The organism is Enterobacter sp. fkY84-1, assembly GCF_052974705.1.
Genome location: NZ_CP169393.1, coordinates 2,717,375 through 2,739,778, shown reverse-complemented (window position 1 = coordinate 2,739,778; position 22,404 = coordinate 2,717,375). Strand labels below are relative to the sequence as shown.

Annotated in this window: 22 protein-coding genes; 15 read left to right on the top strand and 7 right to left on the bottom strand. The window is 54.8% G+C overall.

Annotated features, from left to right (window positions below; all coding sequences use genetic code 11):
- Window position 1 precedes the first annotated feature (1 nt).
- The 8 genes from ACEPLT_RS13150 (at window position 2) to ACEPLT_RS13115 (ending at window position 7,828) form a co-directional block, all read left to right on the top strand.
- Window positions 2-4,435, top strand: coding sequence for an RHS repeat-associated core domain-containing protein (locus ACEPLT_RS13150; protein ID WP_232927519.1), 4,434 nt, complete (start codon window positions 2-4; stop codon window positions 4,433-4,435).
- A gap of 5 nt (window positions 4,436-4,440) precedes the next feature.
- Window positions 4,441-4,647, top strand: coding sequence for a hypothetical protein (locus tag ACEPLT_RS13145; protein WP_032674991.1), 207 nt, complete (start codon window positions 4,441-4,443; stop codon window positions 4,645-4,647).
- Window positions 4,648-5,301: 654 nt separating this feature from the next.
- Complete coding sequence (locus tag ACEPLT_RS13140; RefSeq protein WP_227157058.1) at window positions 5,302-5,457, top strand: hypothetical protein; 156 nt, start codon at window positions 5,302-5,304, stop codon at window positions 5,455-5,457.
- A 146-nt stretch (window positions 5,458-5,603) separates the two neighbouring features.
- Window positions 5,604-6,086, top strand: coding sequence for a hypothetical protein (locus ACEPLT_RS13135; protein ID WP_232927520.1), 483 nt, complete (start codon window positions 5,604-5,606; stop codon window positions 6,084-6,086).
- Window positions 6,087-6,112: 26 nt separating this feature from the next.
- Complete coding sequence (locus tag ACEPLT_RS13130; RefSeq protein WP_032674989.1) at window positions 6,113-6,589, top strand: hypothetical protein; 477 nt, start codon at window positions 6,113-6,115, stop codon at window positions 6,587-6,589.
- Window positions 6,590-6,670: 81 nt separating this feature from the next.
- A complete protein-coding gene (locus ACEPLT_RS13125; RefSeq protein ID WP_032674988.1) occupies window positions 6,671-7,051 on the top strand; it encodes a hypothetical protein in 381 nt (126 codons plus the stop codon).
- A gap of 16 nt (window positions 7,052-7,067) precedes the next feature.
- Complete coding sequence (locus tag ACEPLT_RS13120; protein ID WP_032674986.1) at window positions 7,068-7,433, top strand: hypothetical protein; 366 nt, start codon at window positions 7,068-7,070, stop codon at window positions 7,431-7,433.
- Between the two features lie 101 nt (window positions 7,434-7,534).
- Entirely contained in the window at window positions 7,535-7,828 is a 294-nt protein-coding gene (locus ACEPLT_RS13115; RefSeq protein ID WP_032674984.1) for a YciI family protein, read from the top strand.
- Between the two features lie 54 nt (window positions 7,829-7,882).
- On the opposite strand, the gene ychF is transcribed toward ACEPLT_RS13115, so the two are convergent.
- Together ychF and pth are read right to left on the bottom strand one after the other, a co-directional pair.
- Complete coding sequence (gene ychF / locus ACEPLT_RS13110; RefSeq protein WP_003856650.1) at window positions 7,883-8,977, bottom strand: redox-regulated ATPase YchF; 1,095 nt, start codon at window positions 8,975-8,977, stop codon at window positions 7,883-7,885.
- A 126-nt stretch (window positions 8,978-9,103) separates the two neighbouring features.
- Window positions 9,104-9,688 (bottom strand): aminoacyl-tRNA hydrolase, encoded by a 585-nt coding sequence (pth, locus tag ACEPLT_RS13105; protein ID WP_023336005.1) that lies wholly within the window; start codon window positions 9,686-9,688, stop codon window positions 9,104-9,106.
- 274 nt (window positions 9,689-9,962) lie between these two features.
- Between pth and ychH the strand changes: the two genes are divergently transcribed.
- Together ychH and ACEPLT_RS13095 are read left to right on the top strand one after the other, a co-directional pair.
- A complete protein-coding gene (ychH, locus tag ACEPLT_RS13100) occupies window positions 9,963-10,238 on the top strand; it encodes a stress-induced protein YchH (protein WP_024907062.1) in 276 nt (91 codons plus the stop codon).
- A gap of 120 nt (window positions 10,239-10,358) precedes the next feature.
- Window positions 10,359-11,417, top strand: a complete 1,059-nt coding sequence (locus tag ACEPLT_RS13095) for a MerR family transcriptional regulator (RefSeq protein ID WP_232927521.1) — start codon at window positions 10,359-10,361, stop codon at window positions 11,415-11,417.
- On the opposite strand, the gene dauA is transcribed toward ACEPLT_RS13095, so the two are convergent.
- The 4 genes from dauA to lolB all read right to left on the bottom strand — a co-directional run bounded on the left by dauA (window position 11,403) and on the right by lolB (window position 15,757).
- Entirely contained in the window at window positions 11,403-13,082 is a 1,680-nt protein-coding gene (gene dauA / locus ACEPLT_RS13090) for a C4-dicarboxylic acid transporter DauA (protein ID WP_024907064.1), read from the bottom strand. The genes ACEPLT_RS13095 and dauA overlap by 15 nt on opposite strands.
- A 124-nt stretch (window positions 13,083-13,206) precedes the next feature.
- A complete protein-coding gene (gene prs / locus ACEPLT_RS13085; protein ID WP_003856663.1) occupies window positions 13,207-14,154 on the bottom strand; it encodes a ribose-phosphate diphosphokinase in 948 nt (315 codons plus the stop codon).
- A gap of 125 nt (window positions 14,155-14,279) precedes the next feature.
- Complete coding sequence (gene ispE, locus ACEPLT_RS13080) at window positions 14,280-15,149, bottom strand: 4-(cytidine 5'-diphospho)-2-C-methyl-D-erythritol kinase (protein WP_063616069.1); 870 nt, start codon at window positions 15,147-15,149, stop codon at window positions 14,280-14,282.
- Window positions 15,146-15,757 (bottom strand): lipoprotein insertase outer membrane protein LolB, encoded by a 612-nt coding sequence (gene lolB / locus ACEPLT_RS13075; protein ID WP_232927522.1) that lies wholly within the window; start codon window positions 15,755-15,757, stop codon window positions 15,146-15,148. The genes ispE and lolB overlap by 4 nt, the downstream gene beginning before the upstream one ends.
- A gap of 201 nt (window positions 15,758-15,958) precedes the next feature.
- Here lolB and hemA point away from each other — a divergent pair, with 201 nt between their 5' ends.
- The 5 genes from hemA (at window position 15,959) to kdsA (ending at window position 20,991) form a co-directional block, all read left to right on the top strand.
- Window positions 15,959-17,215: a glutamyl-tRNA reductase gene (gene hemA, locus ACEPLT_RS13070; protein WP_232927523.1), complete on the top strand. Its 1,257-nt coding sequence runs from the start codon at window positions 15,959-15,961 to the stop codon at window positions 17,213-17,215.
- Between the two features lie 41 nt (window positions 17,216-17,256).
- On the top strand, window positions 17,257-18,339 hold the full coding sequence (gene prfA, locus ACEPLT_RS13065) for a peptide chain release factor 1 (protein ID WP_021240360.1): 1,083 nt from the start codon (window positions 17,257-17,259) through the stop codon (window positions 18,337-18,339).
- Complete coding sequence (gene prmC / locus ACEPLT_RS13060) at window positions 18,339-19,169, top strand: peptide chain release factor N(5)-glutamine methyltransferase (protein WP_044596580.1); 831 nt, start codon at window positions 18,339-18,341, stop codon at window positions 19,167-19,169. Before prfA ends, prmC begins: the two co-directional genes overlap by 1 nt.
- Window positions 19,170-19,290: 121 nt before the next feature.
- Complete coding sequence (sirB1, locus tag ACEPLT_RS13055; protein ID WP_023292212.1) at window positions 19,291-20,100, top strand: invasion regulator SirB1; 810 nt, start codon at window positions 19,291-19,293, stop codon at window positions 20,098-20,100.
- 36 nt (window positions 20,101-20,136) lie between these two features.
- Entirely contained in the window at window positions 20,137-20,991 is an 855-nt protein-coding gene (gene kdsA / locus ACEPLT_RS13050; RefSeq protein ID WP_008499516.1) for a 3-deoxy-8-phosphooctulonate synthase, read from the top strand.
- 115 nt (window positions 20,992-21,106) lie between these two features.
- On the opposite strand, the gene chaA is transcribed toward kdsA, so the two are convergent.
- Entirely contained in the window at window positions 21,107-22,207 is a 1,101-nt protein-coding gene (gene chaA / locus ACEPLT_RS13045; RefSeq protein ID WP_008499517.1) for a sodium-potassium/proton antiporter ChaA, read from the bottom strand.
- Between the last annotated feature and the right edge of the window lie 197 nt (window positions 22,208-22,404).

The window sequence follows — 22,404 nt, the reverse complement described above, 5'->3', positions numbered from 1 at the left end:
CATGAGCGATAACAACGCGGCCCGTAAGGGCGACGAGATTATTCACTCCAGCATTTTTGCTGATATCACCAGCATTGTGGCGGAAGGTGCCGCCTATGCGGTGATCGGTGCGGCAGTGGGGCTGGCGGCTACGGCCGCCGCGCCACTCCTCGGTGCCGGAGCCGCCGCAGCGGGCGTGGCGGCGATTGGGTCCAGCTGTCTGTTAAGCGGCATCGTTGGCGGCGTGCTGGCGAACGTGGCGGGGATCACCGACGATATCAGCAACGCCGCGGAAGGGTTAGGCAATGCGCTTTTCCCGCCGTCGCCTGCGGGTAAAATCACCACCGGTTCAAATAACGTTCTGACCAACGCAATCCCCGCCGCCCGCGCGGCAGGCACGCTCACGCCCGCCGATACCCCGTCCCCTGAGCCGCAGTCGCCGGGCAGCTTTGCCGATTATGCGGGCATGCTGCTTTCCGCCGCCGGACAGTTTGGCAGCGAAATGTGGCAGCCGAGCGTGGCCTCAGCCGCCGCGGGAACCTCGCCGCTGGAAGAGGACAAGGTGGCGTGTGAAAAGCACTCCGGGCCGCAGTATCTGGCGGAAGGCTCCAAAAGCGTCTTTATCAACGGGCAGCCCGCGGTGCGTGCGAAAGATCGCACCACCTGCGAAGGCACCGTTTCCGACGACGTCTCCCCGAACGTGATCATCGGCGGGGACACGCTTACGGTCCGCGATATCAAAAGCGGTAAAACGCCGGGTCTGGCGCTGGGGATGATTGCGCTCTCCCTGCTGCGCGGGCGTCCGGGCAAGATCCTGAAAAACATGCCCTGCGCGCTAGCGGCGGCCGGTGGCGGGATGCTGGCGGATATGGCGGTCAACGCCGTGTTTGGCTCCTCGCATCCGGTCCATGCCGCCACCGGCGTGAAGGTGCTGAACGACGACGACGAGCTCGACTTCTCGCTGCCGGGGCGCTTCCCGCTTCGCTGGCAGCGCAGCTACAACAGCCTGACCACCCGCGAAGGGCTGTTCGGCCTGGGCTGGGCAACGACCTTTGACAGCTATCTCTCGCTGGAAGATAACAATGCGACCTGGTTCGATGAAACCGGGCGCGAGCTGAGCTTTGAACTGCCGCCTGTCGACCGCGCGTTTTACAGCATCAGCGAAGGCATCATTATCCGCCGCAATGAGAGCGGCGACGTGGCGATTGCCGACGATGACGGCGCGGTGTGGCGTCTGTATAAACCCACCCGGGCGAACCCCTCAATCCTGCGTCTGGCCTCCCTCAGCGACGAGTACGGCAATGCGCTGCTGACGGCGTGGGACGAACACGGCAGGCTGGTTGGTATCCATGATGAGCCGCGGGCCATCGACGTCTCCCTGCGCTATGAAGATGAACGATTCCCGCAGCGCGTTACCGCTGCCAGCCATTTCGACGGCAACCAAACCTGGCCGCTGATGCAGTGGGGCTACGATGCGCGCGGCCAGCTGGCGAGCGCGACGGATGCCTCCGGCGTGGTGACGCGTGAATACCGTTACAACGACCACGGCCTGATGGTCTGGCACCGGATGCCGGGCGGGCTGGAGAGCGAATACCGCTGGCAAAAATTCGACCACTGGCGCGTGGTGGAAAACCGCACCAGCACCGGCGACGGCTGCCGCTTTAGCTATGATTTAGCCGCCGGGCTGACGACCGTCGAGCACTACGATGGTCAGACGCGCCGCCACTACTGGAACGTGCAGAATCTGATTGTCCGCTACGTAGACGAGCGCGGTGAAAACTGGCGCTACGAGTGGGATGATAACGAGCTTCTCACGCGTCGCATCGATCCGCTCGGCAACGCCGTCACCTTCGTCTACGACGAGATGGGCAACCGGGTGCAGGAGACCGATGCCGACGGCAATACCCGCACCACCACCTGGCTGGAGCACCGCGCGCTTCCCGCGGCCATTATCGAAGCCGACGGCAGCGCCACCCGGTTCTGGTACGACGAACATCACGGGCTGAAGCGCGTGGTGGACCCGATGGGGCAGACGACGCAGCTGCGCCGGGACGAGTTTGGCCAGGTCGTGGAAGAGGTCGATGCCGCTGGCAACAGCCGCTACCAGGAGTACAACGAGGCCGGGCAGATTGTCCGTTCGACGGACTGTTCCGGGCGTATTACCCGCTATCGCTATCATCCGCTGGGCTGGCTGGTGGCTGAGACTGGCGCCGACGGTGAAGAGACGCGCTACCGCTACGACGCCGCAGGGCGTCCGGTGCAGCTCGATCGCCCGGAAGGCTGGACGGAATCGCTCAAATGGAACGAACGTGGCCTGCCGGTGAAGCATGCGGGTGCTGACGGGAAAGAAAGTGAGTTCAGATACGACGAGGCGGGGCGTTTAACCGCCACCCGTAATACGCAGGGTGAAGAAGTGCGACGCCGCTGGGACAGCCGCGGGCGTCTGATTGCCCTGGAAAACGAGAACGGCGAAGCGTATCAGTTCCGCTGGGGGCCAGACTCGCTGCTGCTGGAAGAGGTGGGGCTCGATGGCGTGGCCTCGCAGTATCGCTATGATGCCTCCGGGCGCACGATTGCGCGCACCTTTGCCGCCGGCCATCCGGAGGCCATCACCCACGCCTTCGCCTGGAGCGCGAGCGGCCAGCTGGTCGCCCGCACCACGCCGGAAGGGCAGACCCGCTACCATTACACGCCGTCCGGGCTATTAAGCCGGATTGGGCTGCATCCTGCGCTTTCAGCCGACGCGTGGACCACCGAGGCAGAGCAGGAGCTTGCCTTTGAGTATGACGCACTCGGTCGCGTCACGCGCGAAGCGGGCGAGCACGGCGAGCTGGCGTGGGAGTATGACGCGCTGGGCAACCGCACCTCCGTCACGCTGCCCGATGGTCGCGAGCTGAAGCAGTTCTACTACGGCAGCGGGCATCTGCTCAGCATTGCTCTTGATAAGCTCTCGGTTTCCGACTTTACCCGCGACGAGCTTCACCGCGAGACCAGCCGCACCCAGGGGCTGTTGATCACCCGCAGCGAATACGACCGCCTCGGCCGACTGCACCGCCGGGACGTCTTTACCGGCAATGCCCAGCGCCCGTCGCCGCGCCGCTGGTCCCGCCGCTGGGATTATGACTACCGCAATAACCTGGTGCGCGAAGAGCGGGACGATAACCCGTTCAGCTGGTACCGCTGGCAGTACGACAGCGCCGGGCGCCTGCTCGTTCAGGACGGCACGCTGCCTGGCCAGGAGCAGTGGCGCTGGGATGCTGCCGGTAACCCGCTTGAAGGCTCTGCTGAGAAGGTCACGCACAACCGCCTGACGCAGCTGAACGGCATTCGCTGGCGCTATGACATCCACGGCCGTACCGTGGAGAAGGATAACGGCCAGACCCGCTGGCACTACCGCTATGACGGCGAGCATCGCCTGACGGAAGTCATCAGCCAGCCTCGGGATCGCAACAGGCCGCAGACGCAGGTCAGCTTCCGCTACGATCCGCTCGGTCGCCGCATCAGCAAAACGCGACGCCAGATGCTGGGCGGACAGCCAACCGGCAAGCCGGTCACCACCCGGTTTGTCTGGGAAGGGTTCCGCCTGCTGCAGGAGGTGCACGGGGATGTGCCGCTCACCTACGTCTACAGCGATCAGGACAGCTACGATCCGCTGGCGCGTATTGACGGTGTTGATGCCCCGGAGATTTTCTGGTTCCACTGCCAGCCGAACGGCACGCCGGAGCGGATGACGGATATCGAAGGGCAGGTGCGCTGGGAAGGAGTGAACAGCGCCTGGGGCAAGCTGCTGCGGGAAAGCGAGACGCAGGTATCAGGATATTCTCAGAACCTGCGCATGCAGGGGCAATACCTGGACCGTGAGACAGGGCTGCACTACAATCTGTTCCGGTATTATGACCCGGACTGCGGAAGATTTACGCAGCAGGACCCGATAGGGCTGGCGGGGGGGATAAACCTTTACCAGTATGCGCCGAATGCGCTGGGGTGGGTGGATCCGTGGGGGTTGAGCCGTGATTGTAGCGGTAAAACCAAACCTGATTTTTATGTCGGTCCAAGTGGCCCTAGTTCAACTATGCCTTCTACAGCATATCGTTATATGGATAGCAAATATGCTGCACAGACAATGGAAAATAAATCAGCACCATTAAGTTATTTTGGATATACGAAATATAAATCTGCACATGAAGCCAGGGATGCCTATCAAATATTTTATGAGAAAGGTAACCCTGATTCATGGAGTGATGCACGTTTACTGGGTGAGTTTGATACATTACAACTTTATAAAAATGGTGTACCTCAGGTGCAAGTCCCTCTTGCCAATGGTGGCAGAGGGCCAGGTTATGAGCTTTTCACCAGTGCATATCCTGAGTATGGTAAAGGTGGGGCATTACAGTTGCTACCAGTCGAACGTAATTACCCTGTTGTTTTTGACCGTGTCACTATAATTCCGGAGTAAAAGCGATGACAGAAGAAGAGTTACGAAAGAATCTTGTTTTTTTAATAAAAAAATATGTTCGGGAAAGTCAACAGGAAGCATTTTATGATGACATATCAAAGCCTGATGTGCCAGTGAAAGGTATTTTAGCTGACTTTAATAAAGTCAAAACAAGAACCGTTGATGAAGCGGATGGAGATTTGATACGTGATATTTACTTTTATTTTTGCTAACTAATAGTTATACGGGGAGTTGATATTTTCAGGTTGTTTATTATGTTTGTTTTTTTATGGGGGTGAGTAGATTGATGCATGGGGAAGGGTAAATGACTCTTGACTCGTCCCAATCCTTACCCTCCACTATGAGGGATATTAGAAATATATTAATTACAAATTTTATTTTATATATCACGCATTACGCTGATTTCCTTCTTTTAACTTTATTCAAACCCTTTTCGCCGCTGATGATAATCCGTTCGAAGCGCGATTGAGAAAATTACCCATAACCGCCTGCTGCAGGAGGTGCACGGGGACGTGCCGATGATCTAAGTATACTGCGACCAGACAGTGATGACCCGTTGGCACATGCTGACGACGTTAATGCCCCAGAGATCTTCTGGTTCCACTGCCAGCCCAACGGCACGCCAGAGCGGATAATGGATATCGAAGGGCAGATGCGCTGGGAAGGGGCGAACGGAGCCTGCGTAAGCTACTGCTGGAAAGCGAGACGCAGATATCCGGGTATCTCCAGAATTGGATGTGCCAAACAAACCAGTGTATGAAATCAGGAATGCCTATCATGAATTACGATTCATATAATGAAGTACTCGATTATCTCAGGTTTTTTTCAACGTAAGAGTGGACTCATCAATTTATTTAGAAAAACTAATGACTTTGATTGAAGGATCTCGCACTGAAAAAACGGTGATAATAAGAGCAATTTATGAAACGTACATGCAGTATGTAAAACAAAATAAAGATGGCATAAAAATTAACGCTGAGGAAAAAGAAATGTGGATTGACTTATTGCACCATTGGCAATAAGACTTTATTGTTGTGCGGGCGTCATTGTAAATGGTTATAATAAATATAATTTGTACACGGAAAATGTTCCTCATATGGATGTTCTCATGTTGAGTCAATTATATCATTAAGATCTTGTCACACGATCAAAAGTAAAGCAGGGCAACATGATTGAATTAAAATTTAAACCGATTACAGGTGAACTAAATCTTGATGATCTGCCTTTGGAAATTGATACTGAAGAAGGTTTTTGTAAGTGTGATTTATACCGCGAATTAGTAAAGCACAAAGCTGTTAAGAAAACCATGCCAAATCACTTCCTTGTTGACTCAGCAATTTTTTCCGATAAAGAATTTCAAGTTACTATACGCCCAGTGTGCTATGGTTTTCCTTTTATGCTTCATCTTGTTGATAAAAACAGTCAATACTATAAAGCATTAAATGATTGGAATGCTCGAACTAATATTCACATGCTAAATGAATCAGTAAAAAGCTTGTCTGATTGGCTGAAAGAATCACTTAACCTGGACACGCCTGATACCACGGAAACGGACATCATTAGGTGGAACTTTGCGTGGGGGCGGGTTTCAGTCTCATATGAGACAAAGTCGTTTAATCATGGGATATATATAGTTTGGAATATAACGTAGTTACTTCCAGACAAGGTTGTTTAGATATGTTAGAAATGAAACTTGATGTTCATACTGGATTTGTAGCAATTAACAACTACCCAATCGAATTAAAAGATGTTGATACTTTTAAAAATTCCGCATTTTACAAGTTCTTCTCGCCATTGACTAAAATAGGTCCTTTTTATTTCGCTATCGATAATATTAAATGGAAAGATCAAATTTTCATTTTGGAACTGAGGCCTTCAATATTTTCTTTTACTCCATCATTATTCCTTACTAGTAAGGATGGAAATTTTTATAAAACGCTAGAGGATTGGGATAAAAGGGCTAGCCTGAGTAATTTATCGGATGAGCAGCAGCGTTTGACAGCATGGGTTGAGAGTGAAATAACCTCAAAGCCTAAGCTTAAAATTACAACCCCCCCATATGGAATTCAATGGGAGCATGAATGGGGAAGTATTGTTGTACAGTCTAATGAAAAAAGCTTCGATTGTGGTATTTATATCGAATGGAATGTTTGACTAAACAATGTTATTAATTAATAAAACCCCTCATTTTCTTCTCGCCTTACTTTTTTATTAATAAAGTTAAAATATAAAAAAATGAAAATAACTAATCGACTGAAAAAGAAGATATTAGTCCTGGATGGCATTGATAATGACTTTATAGATTATGGCGCAAAAATAGCATGCCCTGAATGCGAGGGTGTAATAGTCTATTCCATCGTAAACTCATATGAGTTTGACTCGCTCTCTGAAGAGGTAAAATATTTTTTGGTTAAGAAAATGAGAGGAGTGAAGCTTGTTAGCGAACATAATGAATTTAGCTATGATGAAAGCCAATTACATGTTTCGAAAAAAGCATGTTCAAATTGTTTAAAAGAATTTTCTATTGTATTAACGTATAAAGAGGTACAGCCAGCCCGATACCGGGTATATCTTATGGGGCTTTTTGAAGGTGACTTGAAACAGATCAAACTTTAAAAATTGAGGTTTACCAATGATTACAAATCTCATTTGCATTAAAGAAAATGACCTGGTTCAATGGGCGTGTGGTGAAAGTAACATAATGGTTAGTATGCCATTTTTAGACTATGCAATGGTCGACTCAACTCGCCAGTTAGTCTTTACGTTAAGCGAGCCAAAGCCACTACCAACCGTTTTGACCATCTTCAATGCGCAGGGTGAACAACTATTTTGGTCTGCACCCCCTGAAGGCGCATTTTTCTATTACTTAACTTTCAACCTGTCAAAGGAAGTGGTTGTAGTCTGTAGCTATGCGGAAAAGCAAAACGGCTGGCATGATTGGTTTTATTCCTGGGATATGAAGCGTAATGCTTTGTCTCAATTGGGCCCTGCGTATTAACATCAAAAGCGCCAAAAAACGATAACAATAAACGGTGGCAAAAGAGGGACTGTATCAGCAGTTCCAACAAGCGGTTTAAAAGCAGAGCTAAGAGGCAAAGGATGAGCACGGTTTACATTGTCATATTGACCTATATAAAACCCCTTGAAGAGATTGACGCAGCGATTCCCGCTCATGTTGAGTGGCTAAAAAAAGGGTATGCTGAGGGGATATTTCTGGCTTCCGGAAGACGGATCCCAAGAACCGGTGGAGTCATTCTCGCCAAATCTGAGAGTCTTGCCGCTCTTGAAGAGCGCTTGCGCGAGGATCCTTTTCAGGCGTTAAAGCTTGCGACTGCCGAAATCATTCCCTTTGAACCCAGCATGAAGACAGATCTCTTAGACAATGTGTTTTGACGCCGCAATAAAAAAATCCACGCCAGGGCGTGGATTTTTTTTACTCAAGACGAATCAGACGTTAAAAAGGAAGTTCATTACGTCGCCATCTTTAACGATATAATCTTTCCCTTCCGCACGCATCTTGCCTGCTTCTTTCGCGCCTTGCTCACCCTTGTAGGTGATGAAGTCTTCAAACGCGATGGTCTGCGCACGAATAAAGCCTTTCTCGAAGTCGGTGTGGATTTTACCCGCCGCCTGAGGTGCAGTTGCACCCACAGGGATGGTCCACGCACGCACTTCCTTCACGCCAGCGGTGAAGTAGGTCTGCAGGTTCAGCAGCTCATAGCCTGCGCGGATCACGCGGTTCAGGCCCGGCTCTTCCAGACCCAGCTCGGCCATGAACTCTTCACGGTCGGCATCGTCCAGCTCGGCGATATCGGATTCAACGGCCGCGCACACGGCAACAACCACAGAACCTTCTGCCGCCGCGATTTCACGCACTTTGTCGAGGTACGGGTTGTTCTCGAAACCGTCTTCGTTAACGTTGGCGATGTACATGGTTGGCTTCAGGGTCAGGAAGCTCAGGTATTTGATCGCCGCCTTGTCTTCGTCAGTCAGGTTTTTCAGCGCGCGCAGCATGCCGGCGTTTTCCAGCTGTGGCAGACATTTTTCCAGCGCAGCCAGTTCCGCTTTCGCGTCCTTGTCACCGCCTTTGGCTTTCTTCTGCACGCGGTGAATTGCACGTTCGCAGGTGTCGAGGTCAGAGAGCGCCAGCTCGGTGTTGATGACGTCGATGTCGTCAGCCGGATCCACTTTGTTGTTGACGTGGATGATGTTGTCGTTCTCGAAGCAGCGCACAACGTGGCCGATCGCTTCGGTTTCACGAATGTTGGTCAGGAACTGGTTACCCAGACCTTCACCTTTGGATGCGCCTTTTACCAGGCCCGCGATGTCCACGAATTCCATGGTGGTTGGCAGAATGCGCTGCGGCTTCACGATTTCCGCGAGCTGGTCCAGACGCGGATCAGGCATTGGCACAACGCCGGTGTTCGGTTCGATGGTACAGAACGGGAAGTTCGCCGCTTCGATACCCGCTTTGGTAAGCGCGTTAAACAGGGTGGATTTGCCCACGTTTGGCAGACCGACGATACCGCATTTGAATCCCATTTCTAAATCACCTTAATATCTTGATAATCAATCCGTTAAGGATAACCGATTGATGAAAAGTAAATAACTACGCCTATTATACACGTAACCCGCATGACGCGCGGTAAAAAAGCCGTATTGGGCGGATTATTGCGCTTTGAAAGCGTGTAAGCGGTTTGTCGCTTTGGTTAAGCCGTCTTTCAGCCAGATTTCCGTGCAGCGCGCCGCTTCGTCTACCGCCTCGTCAATCAGTTTCTGTTCGGAAACCGGGGGCTTACCGAGCACGAAACCGACAACTTTGTTTTTATCGCCCGGATGGCCGATTCCCACGCGCAAACGGTGGAAATTCGGGTTATTGCCCAGCTTGCTGATGATGTCTTTAAGACCGTTGTGACCACCGTGCCCGCCGCCCAGCTTGAATTTTGCCACGCCAGGGGGAAGATCCAGCTCATCGTGGGCGACCAGAATTTCATCCGGATTAATGCGATAAAACGTTGCCATCGCCGCCACGGCTTTACCACTCAGATTCATAAACGTGGTGGGGACCAGCAGGCGAACATCCGCGCCAGCAAGGTTGATACGTGAGGTATACCCGAAGAATTTAGGTTCTTCACGCAGGGGAGCACGTAACCGCTCGGCCAGCAGATCGACGTACCATGCCCCGGCATTGTGGCGGGTAGCCGCATATTCTGCGCCCGGGTTGGCGAGGCCGACAATCAGTTTAATCGTCACGATTCAATTCCTAATGGGTTCCAGATCTGGCGCGTAGTTTACTGTCTGGCGCGCCGCTTGACAAAATTCTGCGATCGTCGCAGCGAAATACGAATAATTACTTCTCTGAACAATTAGAATTTCAAGCTGTTCAACGTGTTATTTGTAAATTTTTGTTTGGGAGTTATCTGTAATTGTGATCATTCACGCAACTCATAAAAGGGGCGTTGTCTATACTTTACACACAAGGATTAGGGGCTTTTCCCCTGACAACCCAAAGTTCCGGAGGTGACACATGAAACGCAAAAACGCTTCGTTACTCGGTAACGTGCTGATGGGGTTGGGGCTGTTCGTGATGGTTGCCGGCGTGGGTTATTCAATTTTAAACCAGCTGCCGCAGCTTGATCTCCCGCAATACTTTGCGCATGGCGCGATATTGAGCATCTTCATTGGTGCAGTGTTGTGGCTGGCGGGAGCTCGCGTGAGCGGCCATGAGGAAGTGTGTGACAAATACTGGTGGGTGCGCCACTACGACAAACGCTGTCGTCGCGATCAGCATAAGCACAGCTGACGCTACGTTAAAGAATACCGAAACGGCTCCTCAGGGAGTCGTTTTTTTTGCATCAAGGGTTGACCCTCACGTAACGTAAGGCTCCAGAGTAGCGGCACTGGCAAAGTAAAAGGAGCAGTTATGTTGATTCAGGTGGGTGAGCTGGCAAAACGGGCCGGGATCACCGTACGCACATTGCATCACTATGAGCAAACAGGGTTGTTGCTGCCTTCTGCCAGAAGCGCAGCAGGTTACCGGCTCTACAACCTGGCGGATGTTCAGCGTCTGCATATGATCCAGGCGCTGGCAAAAGCGGGGCTGGAACTTGCTGAAATCAGGGATTTCCTGGAACAGGAGTCGCTGTCGTTAACCGAGTTACTCGATGCGCAAATCACGCTGCTGGATAAACAGCTGCGCAGCATACATACGCTGCGCGACCGGCTGGTCGAACTGCGCACCGGGCTGCTCAACGATGCGACGCCGGATCTGGAATCCTGGCTACAGACTCTGGAGTTAATGAATATGTACGATCGCTGGTTTAGCAAAGAAGAGTTACAGCAGCTGCCGTTTGCGGTGCAGAAGGATGCGCTGGCGGCCATCTGGTCAGGGCTGGTTGCGGAGGCAAACACGCTGTTGAAACAGCACATACCCGTCTCGGACCCGCGGGCGATGGACCTGGCGACGCGCTGGATGGAACGCCTGGAGCAGGACACGGCGGGCAAGCCGGAGTTTCTCACCCGGCTGAACGAGATGCACAGCGTGGAGCCACAGATGCAGGTGCAGACCGGCATCACGCCGGGAATGACCGATTACATTACGCGAGCGTTCGCCGAGTCGAAGTTGATTATCTGGGAAAAATATCTTTCCGCCGAGGAGATGGCCTTTACCCGGAAGCACTACTTTGACCGCATGATGGAGTGGCCACCGCTGGTGGCAAAACTGCATCAGGCGCAGCGGGAGAATATCGATCCTGCCTCGGAGGAGGCGCAAAAGCTGGCTGAAAACTGGCTGGCGTTATTCCAGTCGTACGCGGGCACCCGTCCGGAGACCCAGCAAAAGTTTCGCACGGCCATGCAGCAGGAGCCGCATCTGATGAAGGGAACATGGATGACGCCTGCCGTGCTTGGGTGGCTTCAGCAGGCGATTGGGGTAATGATGCAGAGACGTTCCTCTGCATCAGGCAATTCACAGATCCGCTAATGCGGCTTCACGGTTAGGATAAAAGGCAAGGCGGCCAGGGATCGGCTGCACGCCCGCGCGCGCCATGGTGCGCAGGGGCTGAAACTCCAGGTTACTCACCCGCAGCTCGCAGCCTTCCGGCAGACGCGCAACAAAGCGCTGGAAGGCATCCAGGCCGCCAGCGTCCAGCACCGGCACGGCATCCCATTTCAGCACCACAATCCGCTTGCCCGCGATGCGGGACTCCAGATCGCTGAACAAACCTTCCGCCGCGGCGAAGAACAGCGGGCCAATCACGCGCAGAACCAGCACATCGTCAGGCACCTCTACGTTGACCGGGGAGAGGCGCGTCATCTGCGCGATACGGCGCATAAACAGCAGGGACGCCAGCACGATCCCGACGCTGATAGCGATGACCATATCGAACAGCACGGTCAGCGACATACAGATCAGCATCACGATGATGTCGTCTTTCGGCGCACGACGCAGCAGGTTTACCACCTTGTGCGCCTCACTCATGTTCCAGGCCACCATCAGCAGCAGGGCGGCCATGGCGGAAAGTGGTAGCCAGGAGAGCAGCGGGGCGAGGATCAGCAGGGCGAGGATCACCAGTACGGAATGGATAACTGCCGAAACGGGTGACGTTGCCCCCGCGCGCACGTTAGCTGCGGAACGGGCGATGGCTGCCGTTGCGGTAATACCGCCAAAGAACGGCGCAACGAGGTTCCCCAATCCCTGACCGACCAGTTCGCTGTTAGCTTTGTGCTTGGTGCCGGTCATCCCGTCCAGAACGACGGCGCAGAGCAGGGATTCAATCGCCCCCAGCATCGCCATCGAGAACGCGGCGGGAAGCAGGGCGCGTAGGGAGTCCCAGCTTAAGGTAAAGCTGGAGCCGGGCATATCCCACGGCAGCACCAGCTGCGGCAACAGTTGAGGAATGCCGCTGCCCTGTGATCCGTCCGCCAGAACATAGTGGAACTGTGAGCCGATAGTCGCGACATGACCACCGAACATATTCACGATAGCCATCACCGCGCAGCCCAGCAGCAGCGCGGGAAGATGGCCGGGCAGACGGATCCCCAGACGAGGCCAGACGATCAGTGTTCCGAGCGTCACAATCCCAATGGCGGCGTCGCCCAGGTTGGCCGTCGGTAGCGCCATAAACAGCGCACCCACTTTCTGTAAATAGTGCTCCGGAACATGGGGCATTTGCAGGCCGAGGAAATCCTTGATCTGCATGGTTCCGATGGTGATCCCAATCCCCGAGGTGAACCCTAGCGTGACGGAAAGGGGGATGTACTCAATCAGCCGCCCAAAGCGTGCCAGACCAAACAGAATCAAAAAGACGCCGGACATCAGGGTGGCGACCAGCAGGCCTGCCAGACCAAACTGCTGCGAAACGGGGTAGAGGATCACCACAAAGGCGGCGGTCGGGCCGGAGACGCTGAAGCGTGAGCCGCCGGTCAGAGCGATGACGATCCCGGCCACGGCTGAGGTGTACAGGCCGTACTGCGGCGCAACGCCGCTGCCAATCGCCAGCGCCATCGCCAGCGGGATGGCAATAATGCCGACGGTGATCCCGGCAATCAGGTCACGCACAAAGCGTGAGGAGGTGTACTTCTCTTTCCAGCAGGCGTCGATGAGGGCGCGAAAGGGCAGAACATGTGAGGAGGTTACGTTTTTCACAATTATCTATCATCCGTATGCGCATCATCTGTCATGTGAATGGCAGGTGAAGGAGGCATTAATCATACAAATAAAACCCAGAGACAAAAAAACCCGCCGCAGCGGGTTTTTCGGCCGTGTTCGATTAGTGTTCGAACATTGCAGAGATGGATTCTTCGTTGCTGATACGACGAATCGCTTCGGCCAGCATCCCGGACAGGGTCAGGGTACGCACGTTTGGCAGTGCCTTGATCTCGTCGCTCAGTGGGATGGTATCGCATACTACAACTTCGTCAATGACGGAGTTGCGCAGGTTGTTTACGGCATTGCCGGAGAAGATCGGGTGGGTCGCGTAAGCGAATACGCGCTTGGCACCACGCTCTTTCAGCGCTTCAGCCGCTTTACACAGCGTACCGCCGGTATCGATCATGTCGTCAACCAGCACGCAGTCGCGGCCAGCTACGTCACCGATGATGTGCATCACCTGAGAAACGTTAGCGCGCGGACGACGTTTGTCGATGATCGCCATGTCGGTATCGTTCAGCAGCTTAGCGATAGCACGGGCACGCACCACGCCGCCGATGTCCGGAGAAACCACGATTGGGTTATCCAGGTTCAGCTGCAGCATGTCTTCCAGCAGGATTGGGCTGCCGAATACGTTATCAACCGGGACGTCGAAGAAGCCCTGGATCTGCTCTGCGTGCAGGTCAACGGTCAGTACGCGGTCAACGCCAACGCTGGACAGGAAGTCAGCGACAACTTTCGCGGTAATTGGCACACGCGCGGAACGGACGCGACGGTCCTGGCGGGCATAGCCGAAGTAAGGAATAACAGCAGTGATACGGCCTGCGGAAGCGCGACGCAGGGCGTCGACCATAACAACCAGTTCCATCAGGTTGTCGTTCGTTGGAGCACAGGTGGACTGGATGATGAAAATATCACCACCGCGTACATTTTCGTTAATTTGTACGCTGACTTCGCCGTCGCTAAAGCGACCTACAGCGGCGTCGCCGAGGGAAGTGTACAGGCGGTTGGCAATACGTTGTGCTAGTTCCGGGGTGGCGTTACCAGCAAAAAGCTTCATATCAGGCACGAGAAGAACCTCAGGCATGCGTCCAGTGGTGGATAGCGTTCGCCGTAAACTGTGCGGGCCAGGCAAAGGCTATCCAGGCGGTGTATTAAAGAGCGCGATGCAACGTCTGGAACAGGGTGACGTTGTCACCGAAACTCAGTCTGCGCCAGAATGGCCTGCTGTAGGGGGGAAATGTTCATCCCACGCGCTACAAAACCATGCAGCCAAACCGGCGCTTGCTCAAGCACCTGACGAGCGGCGGATTCGGTGTCAAATTCAGCAAAGACACAGGCCCCTGTACCAGTCAGGCGCGACGGCGCGTATTCTAACAGCCAGGAAAGCACCGCATCAACCTCGCGAAAACGTTTTCTTGCGATATCCTCGCAATCGTTGCTGAATTCACAATTTAATAACGTTTCTATTGACCGAATCGGGGTATTTCTTTTCAGGTCAGGATCTTTAAAGATGACCGGGGTCGGAATGCTCACGCCGGGGTGAGCAACCAGATACCATTTTTCCGGCGGGTTGACCGGGGAGAGGATTTCGCCCACGCCCTCAGCAAAGGCCGCATGACCGCGAACAAACACCGGGACATCCGCACCCAGCTTCAAGCCTAAGACGGCCAGTTCGTCCTGCGACAGCCCGCAGCCCCAAAGGTGGTTCAGCGCAACCAGCACGGTAGCGGCGTTGGATGAGCCGCCGCCTAGGCCGCCGCCCATCGGCAGACGTTTCTCGATACGGATGTCCGCACCGCTTCCCGCAGGCAGACGACCCGATTCCGCTGCAGCGTTCATCAGCAGACGCGCAGCGCGCACAATCAGGTTGTCCTCATGCGCCACGCCGTCGACCGGCGTCAGGAGGCAAATCTGCCCGTCCTGGCGCAGTTCGATAGAAATTGTGTCGCCATAGTCAATAAACTGAAACAGCGTCTGCAGGGTGTGATAGCCGTCAGCGCGCTGGCCGGTAATGTATAAAAACAGATTCAGTTTTGCCGGAGAGGGCCAGTGGGTCATCATTTAACGATCCAGTTGTCCATTTTCAGCTTGATGCGCTGGCTGCCCTGGGTCAGTTCCATGTTGGATGGCAGCGACGGTTTACTCTTGCTGTCATAGGCGCTGTACACCACTTTCCAGGTCTTGCCGTTCTGGGTGTAGTTCAACTGGCTCAGACGGTACTGATCGTCAAGCGTGTAGTCGGTGGCGTCACCCGGCAGGCCAAGGATCCACTGGCGCAGGCTGTTTAGCGGGATAGGCATTCCGGTCAGCTTGCCAATCATCTCTTCGGCATCGGTTGCGGTGTAGTGCTGGCCTTTGTTATCGGTGATCTGCGCTTCGCCCGGTTTCGCGATAAGCTCCAGCTCGGTGCTGCCCAGCGGGTTCAGCAGCAGCAGGCGATAGTTGTCCTGCCCCGTTTGCTGCCAGAAGAAGCGGGCATAAACCTTTTGTTCGTCAGAGAGATAGGCGAAGGCGCCCCGCGTCTGGTACTGCTTCAAATTAAGGACGTCCTGCTGGTGCTGACGCCACTGCGGTGAATCAGGGCTTTTGCCCGGGCCTTTTGGTTGGGTGACAGTACAGGCGGTCAGAACCAGTGCCGCCAGGGGCAGCAGGCGAATCAGTCGGGTCATAATGAGGACAAATCCTTGAGATACGTTGCAGTTATAACTGTTAATGCTAGCGTCGAAGGGGGCTACCGTCTACGTTCAAATTATCTCAAAGCGTTGTGTAACCTATTACTCCGAAAGGGGGCTGTCTCTTTTATTGATCTCGCGCATCCTGTATGATGCGTTCTGCTAACCTTATTAACGCTGGTACTACTCCCGCTCAACATGACCCTATTAGCACTCGGCATCAACCACAAAACGGCCCCGGTTTCGCTGCGAGAACGCGTAACGTTTTCGCCAGATACGCTCGACCTGGCGCTGGACAGCCTGCTTGCACAGCCGATGGTGCAGGGTGGCGTGGTGCTCTCGACGTGCAACCGTACCGAGCTCTATTTAAGCGTGGAAGAGCAGGACAACCTGCACGAAGCGCTGATCCGCTGGTTATGCGACTACCACAATCTCAATGAAGACGAGCTGCGCAACAGCCTGTACTGGCATCAGGACAACGATGCCGTCAGCCATCTGATGCGCGTGGCCAGCGGGCTGGATTCGCTGGTGCTGGGCGAGCCGCAAATTCTGGGTCAGGTGAAAAAAGCCTTTGCGGATTCGCAAAAAGGGCATCTTAAGGCCAGTGAGCTGGAGCGCATGTTCCAGAAGTCGTTCTCCGTGGCGAAGCGTGTGCGAACCGAAACCGACATTGGTGCCAGTGCGGTTTCTGTTGCTTTCGCGGCCTGCACCCTTGCACGCCAAATCTTTGAATCCCTCTCCGCCGTCACCGTGATGCTGGTGGGCGCGGGCGAAACCATCGAACTTGTGGCGCGCCATCTGCGCGAGCATAAAGTGAAAAAGATGATTATCGCTAACCGCACCCGCGAACGCGCGCAGGTGCTGGCGGATGAAGTGGGCGCAGAGGTGGTTGCCCTGAGCGACATCGATGAACGTCTGAAGGAGGCGGACATTATTATCAGTTCGACCGCCAGCCCGCTGCCGATTATCGGCAAAGGGATGGTGGAGCGTGCGCTGAAGTCCCGCCGTAATCAGCCGATGCTGCTGGTGGATATCGCCGTCCCGCGCGATGTGGAGCCAGAAGTCGGCAAGCTGGCTAACGCCTATCTTTACAGCGTAGATGACCTGCAAAGCATCATTTCGCACAACCTCGCGCAGCGTAAAGCGGCGGCGGTGCAGGCGGAAACCATTGTCGAGCAGGAAACCAGTGAGTTTATGGCCTGGCTGCGCGCGCAAAGCGTCAGCGAGACCATCCGCGAGTACCGCGGGCAGGCGGAGCAGGTGCGTGATGACCTGACTGCCAAAGCGTTAGCGGCCCTGGAGCAGGGCGGCGACGCGCAGGCTATTATGCAGGATCTGGCGTGGAAACTGACCAACCGCCTGATCCATGCCCCAACCAAATCTCTTCAGCAGGCTGCCCGTGACGGGGATGATGAACGCCTGACTATTCTGCGCAACAGCCTCGGGCTGGAATAGCGCCCTATACCCATTTTCTAAGACAAGGTGCACTTACGCCTATGAAGCCTTCTATCGTCGCTAAACTGGAAGCTCTGCACGAGCGCCATGAAGAAGTCCAGGCGCTGCTCGGGGATGCCGGGACCATTGCGGACCAGGAACGTTTTCGCGCACTTTCACGTGAATACGCGCAGTTAAGTGATGTTTCTAAATGCTTTACCGACTGGCGACAGGTTCAGGAAGATATCGAAACCGCGCAGATGATGCTCGACGATCCTGAAATGCGCGAGATGGCGCAGGAAGAGTTGCAGGATGCGAAAGCGCGTTCTGAGGAGATGGAGCAGCAGCTTCAGGTGCTGTTGCTGCCAAAAGATCCGGACGACGAGCGCAACGCGTTCGTGGAAGTCCGCGCCGGGACCGGCGGGGACGAAGCGGCGCTGTTTGCCGGGGATCTGTTCCGCATGTACAGCCGCTACGCCGAATCGCGTCGCTGGCGCGTGGAGATCATGAGCGCCAACGAAGGCGAACACGGTGGCTACAAAGAGGTTATCGCCAAGATCAGCGGCGACGGCGTGTACGGTCGTCTCAAGTTTGAATCCGGCGGTCACCGCGTGCAGCGCGTACCGGCCACCGAATCTCAGGGCCGAATCCACACCTCCGCCTGTACGGTGGCGGTGATGCCGGAGCTGCCGGAAGCGGAGCTGCCGGACATCAACCCTGCTGACCTGCGTATTGATACCTTCCGCTCCTCCGGGGCGGGTGGTCAGCACGTTAACACCACCGACTCCGCCATCCGTATTACCCACCTGCCGACCGGCATCGTGGTGGAGTGTCAGGACGAGCGTTCCCAGCACAAAAACAAAGCCAAAGCGCTCTCCGTGCTGGGCGCGCGTATCCACGCGGCCGAAATGGCGAAACGCCAGCAGGCGGAAGCGTCTACGCGTCGTAACCTGCTGGGCAGCGGCGATCGCAGCGACCGTAACCGCACCTACAACTTCCCGCAGGGGCGCGTGACCGACCACCGCATCAACCTGACGCTGTACCGTCTGGACGAAGTAATGGAAGGCAAGCTGGATATGCTGATTGAGCCTATCGTGCAGGAATACCAGGCCGACCAGCTGGCGGCACTGTCCGAGCAGGAATAATGGATTTTCAGCGCTGGTTACGTGAGGCTGCCGGTGAGCTTTCCGAAAGCGAAAGCCCGAAACGCGATGCCGAAATTTTGCTTGAGCATGTGACGGGTAAAGCCCGCACGTACCTGCTGGCCTTCGGCGAAACCGAACTGACTGCTGAACAGGAAGCCCGGCTCGCCGCGCTGCTTGCCCGCCGTAAAACCGGCGAGCCGGTGGCACACCTGGTCGGCGAGCGCGAGTTCTGGTCGTTACCGCTTTACGTCTCGGCGGCGACGCTGATCCCGCGTCCAGACACCGAGTGTCTTGTTGAACAGGCGCTGGCGCGCTTACCCGCATCGTCCTGCCGCATTCTCGATCTCGGAACGGGGACCGGGGCCATTGCCCTGGCGCTCGCTACCGAACGGCCCGACTGCGCGATCACGGCGGTAGATGTGATGCCCGACGCGGTGGCGCTGGCGCAGCGTAACGTGGAACGTCTTGGCCTGACCAACGTGACGGTGCTGCAAAGCAGCTGGTTCAGCGCGCTGGAGAAGCAGACGTTCGGAGTGATTGTCAGTAACCCGCCCTATATTGACGAGCATGACCCGCACCTTGCGCAGGGGGATGTGCGCTTCGAACCGCTGACGGCGCTGGTCGCCGCCAGGGAGGGTTTAGCCGACCTTGATCACATTGTGACAACGTCACGACAACATTTGCTTTCCGGCGGCTGGCTGCTGGTGGAGCATGGCTGGACGCAGGGGGAAGCCGTGCGGGCGCTCTTTACCCAGGCGGGCTACGCCGATGTCAAAACCTGCCGCGACTACGGCGGCAACGAACGCCTGACGCTGGGGCAGTGGTTATGAGCGCAGGTACTGATAAAGGCGTAAGGCTGACTGAAAGGCGGTTTGGCGTTATCATCTACATCGTTTTGAGTTTTATCTCGCCCGGGCGTCGCTGTACGCTCGGTCGTTACTGGGGTAAGTCATGAAGTCCTTAGCCGATTTCGAATTTAATAAAGTGCCGCTTTGCGATGGCATGATCCTGATTTCTGAGATGATCCGCGACGATTTTACGTCGCAGTACGTCTACGATGAGCTGGAGAATCTGGTCTGCCTGGCGCGTGAAGAGATCAATCAGGCGCGCCCGCAGGACTGGCAATTAGAGAAGCTGCTCGAGCTTTTCTACGGCGAATGGGGTTTCTGCGACACGCGGGGCGTGTATCGCCTGTCTGACGCATTATGGCTGGACCAGGTCTTAAAAAATCGTCAGGGGAGCGCCGTTGCGCTGGGTTCTATTTTGCTTTGGGTTGCGCATCGCCTGGATATTCCACTGGTGCCGGTCATTTTTCCGACGCAGATGATCCTGCGTGCGGAGTGGCTGGACGGTGAGATGTGGCTCATTAATCCCTTCAACGGCGATACGCTGGATGAACATACGCTGGACGTGTGGCTGAAAGGCAATATCAGCCCGGTGGCTGAGCTCTTCAACGAAGATCTCGACGAGGCGGATAACGCAGAAGTGATCCGCAAGCTGCTGGATACGCTGAAGTCTGCGTTAATGGAAGAGCGTCAGATGGAGCTGGCCCTGCGCGCCAGCGAAGTGCTGCTGCAGTTTAATCCGGAAGACCCGTACGAAATTCGCGACCGTGGGTTGATCTATGCCCAGCTCGATTGTGAGCACGTGGCGCTGAACGATCTGAGCTATTTCGTCGAGCAGTGTCCGGAAGATCCTATTAGCGAAATGATTCGTGCGCAGATCAACGCGATCTCGCACAAGCAAATTACACTGCATTAATCTTAATTCCGATTCACACCTGAATAAGGCGATCCTATGAAACAAAAAGTGGTTAGCATTGGTGATATCAAGGTAGCAAACGACCTGCCGTTCGTGCTGTTTGGCGGCATGAACGTGCTGGAATCCCGCGACCTCGCCATGCGTATCTGCGAGCACTACGTGACCGTGACCCAGAAGCTGGGCATCCCGTACGTGTTTAAAGCCTCTTTTGACAAAGCCAACCGCTCCTCCATCAACTCTTACCGTGGCCCGGGCCTGGAAGAAGGGATGAAGATTTTCCAGGAGCTGAAGCAGACCTTTGGCGTGAAAGTGATCACCGACGTGCATGAAGCCGCTCAGGCGCAGCCGGTGGCAGACGTGGTTGACGTGATTCAGCTCCCGGCGTTCCTGGCTCGCCAGACCGACCTGGTTGCCGCGATGGCGAAAACCGGTGCCGTGATCAACGTGAAAAAACCACAGTTCGTGAGCCCGGGTCAGATGGGCAACATCGTCGATAAGTTTATCGAAGGTGGCAACGACAAGGTTATCCTGTGCGACCGTGGTTCCAACTTCGGTTATGACAATCTGGTTGTGGATATGCTGGGCTTCAGCGTGATGAAAAACGTCTCTAATCAGTCTCCGGTGATTTTCGACGTGACCCACGCGCTGCAGTGCCGCGACCCGTTTGGCGCTGCGTCCGGCGGCCGTCGTGCTCAGGTGACCGAACTGGCGCGCGCCGGTATGGCAACCGGCCTGGCTGGACTGTTCATTGAAGCGCACCCGGATCCGGATAACGCAAAATGCGACGGCCCATCTGCGCTGCCGCTGGATAAGCTGGAGCCGTTCCTGAAACAGATCAAAGCAATTGACGATCTGGTCAAGAGCTTCGATGAGCTGGATACCAGCAAATAATAAAAAAACCCGCTTCGGCGGGTTTTTTTATGGGGCATATTGCCGGGTGGCGCTTTGCTTACCCGGCCTACAAAACCCGTAGGTCCTGCAAGTGAAGCGCCGCTGGGCAAAAAGGCTACGCAAAAATTGTCATCAAGTAAGCCACAAACAGCGCCATATGCGCCGCCCCGTTCAGCACGTTGGTGCGTCCGGTTGAGAACGAAATCTGGCACAGCAGCAACGAGGCTACCATCACAATCATCTCTGGCGCGCCCAGCGCGAACTGCAGTTCGTTACCGGTCATAAAGGCAATTAGCGTCACCACCGGCACGGTGAGTGAAATGGTCGCCAGCACGGAGCCGAAGAACAGGTTCATGGCGCGCTGCACCTGATTGTTTAAGACGGCTTTCAGCGCCCCCAGCCCTTCCGGGGACAGGATCAGCAGCGCCACCAGGAAACCGGTAAACGCGACCGGCGCGTTCAGTTCGGTTAACAGCGTTTCCAGCGGATTGGCGTTCATCTTGGTGACGGCAATCACCGCAATCAGATGCACGATCAGCCAAACCGTATGCCACGCGCTGCTGTGGGCCGACGGCTTACCGTGGTGCGGGTCATCGTCGTCGCTGTCGTCTTCATGCTCATACACAAACAGGCTCTGGTGCGTTTTGGTCTGAATCAACAGAAACACGCCGTACATGGCTGCGGAAATCAGCGCAACCAGCAGCGCCTGACCGGTGGAGAAGTTGGCACCCGGCAGCGCCATCGGGAAGACCAGCACGATAATCGCCAGCGGGAAGAGGGCAATCAGATACTGTTTAATGCCGAACAGGTTCATATACTGGGTCGCGAATTTACGCCCGCCCAGCAGCAGAGAGAAGCCCACCAGGCCACCCGTCACAATCATAATGATCGAGTAGAGCGTGTCGCGCATCAGCGTCGGCGCGGCATCGCCGGTCGCCATAAGCGCGGAAATCAGGCTGACTTCGAGAATAACAACGGAAAGGCTGAGAATTAACGATCCGTAGGGTTCGCCCAGACGGTGGGCCAATACGTCCGCATGGCGAACGACGCTAAAGGCGCTGGTTAAGATACCGACCAGGGCAAGAATATTGATACCAACCACCACTGGCAGTGACTGACTGCTTCCCCAGAAGAGCAGCACAGCCAGTGCCAGAACCGGGAAAATGAGAGACGTCTCCTTGTGGCGGGTCTTTACCGCCTCGTGTGTTGCTGTCATGTGCTTCTCCATCAATGCAGGTGCTTGTAATTATAGATAGATTTTTGAGGTCATTAAATTAACAGATCTCTGTTAAATGCCCTTTATTTTTTACTTAATTTTACCTTTTTTAATAATTATCACGCCTGATTCCTGTAATTCACCATATTCTCCTAATATTTGTTTAATAACAATAAGTTAATGTTTTCGATCATTCA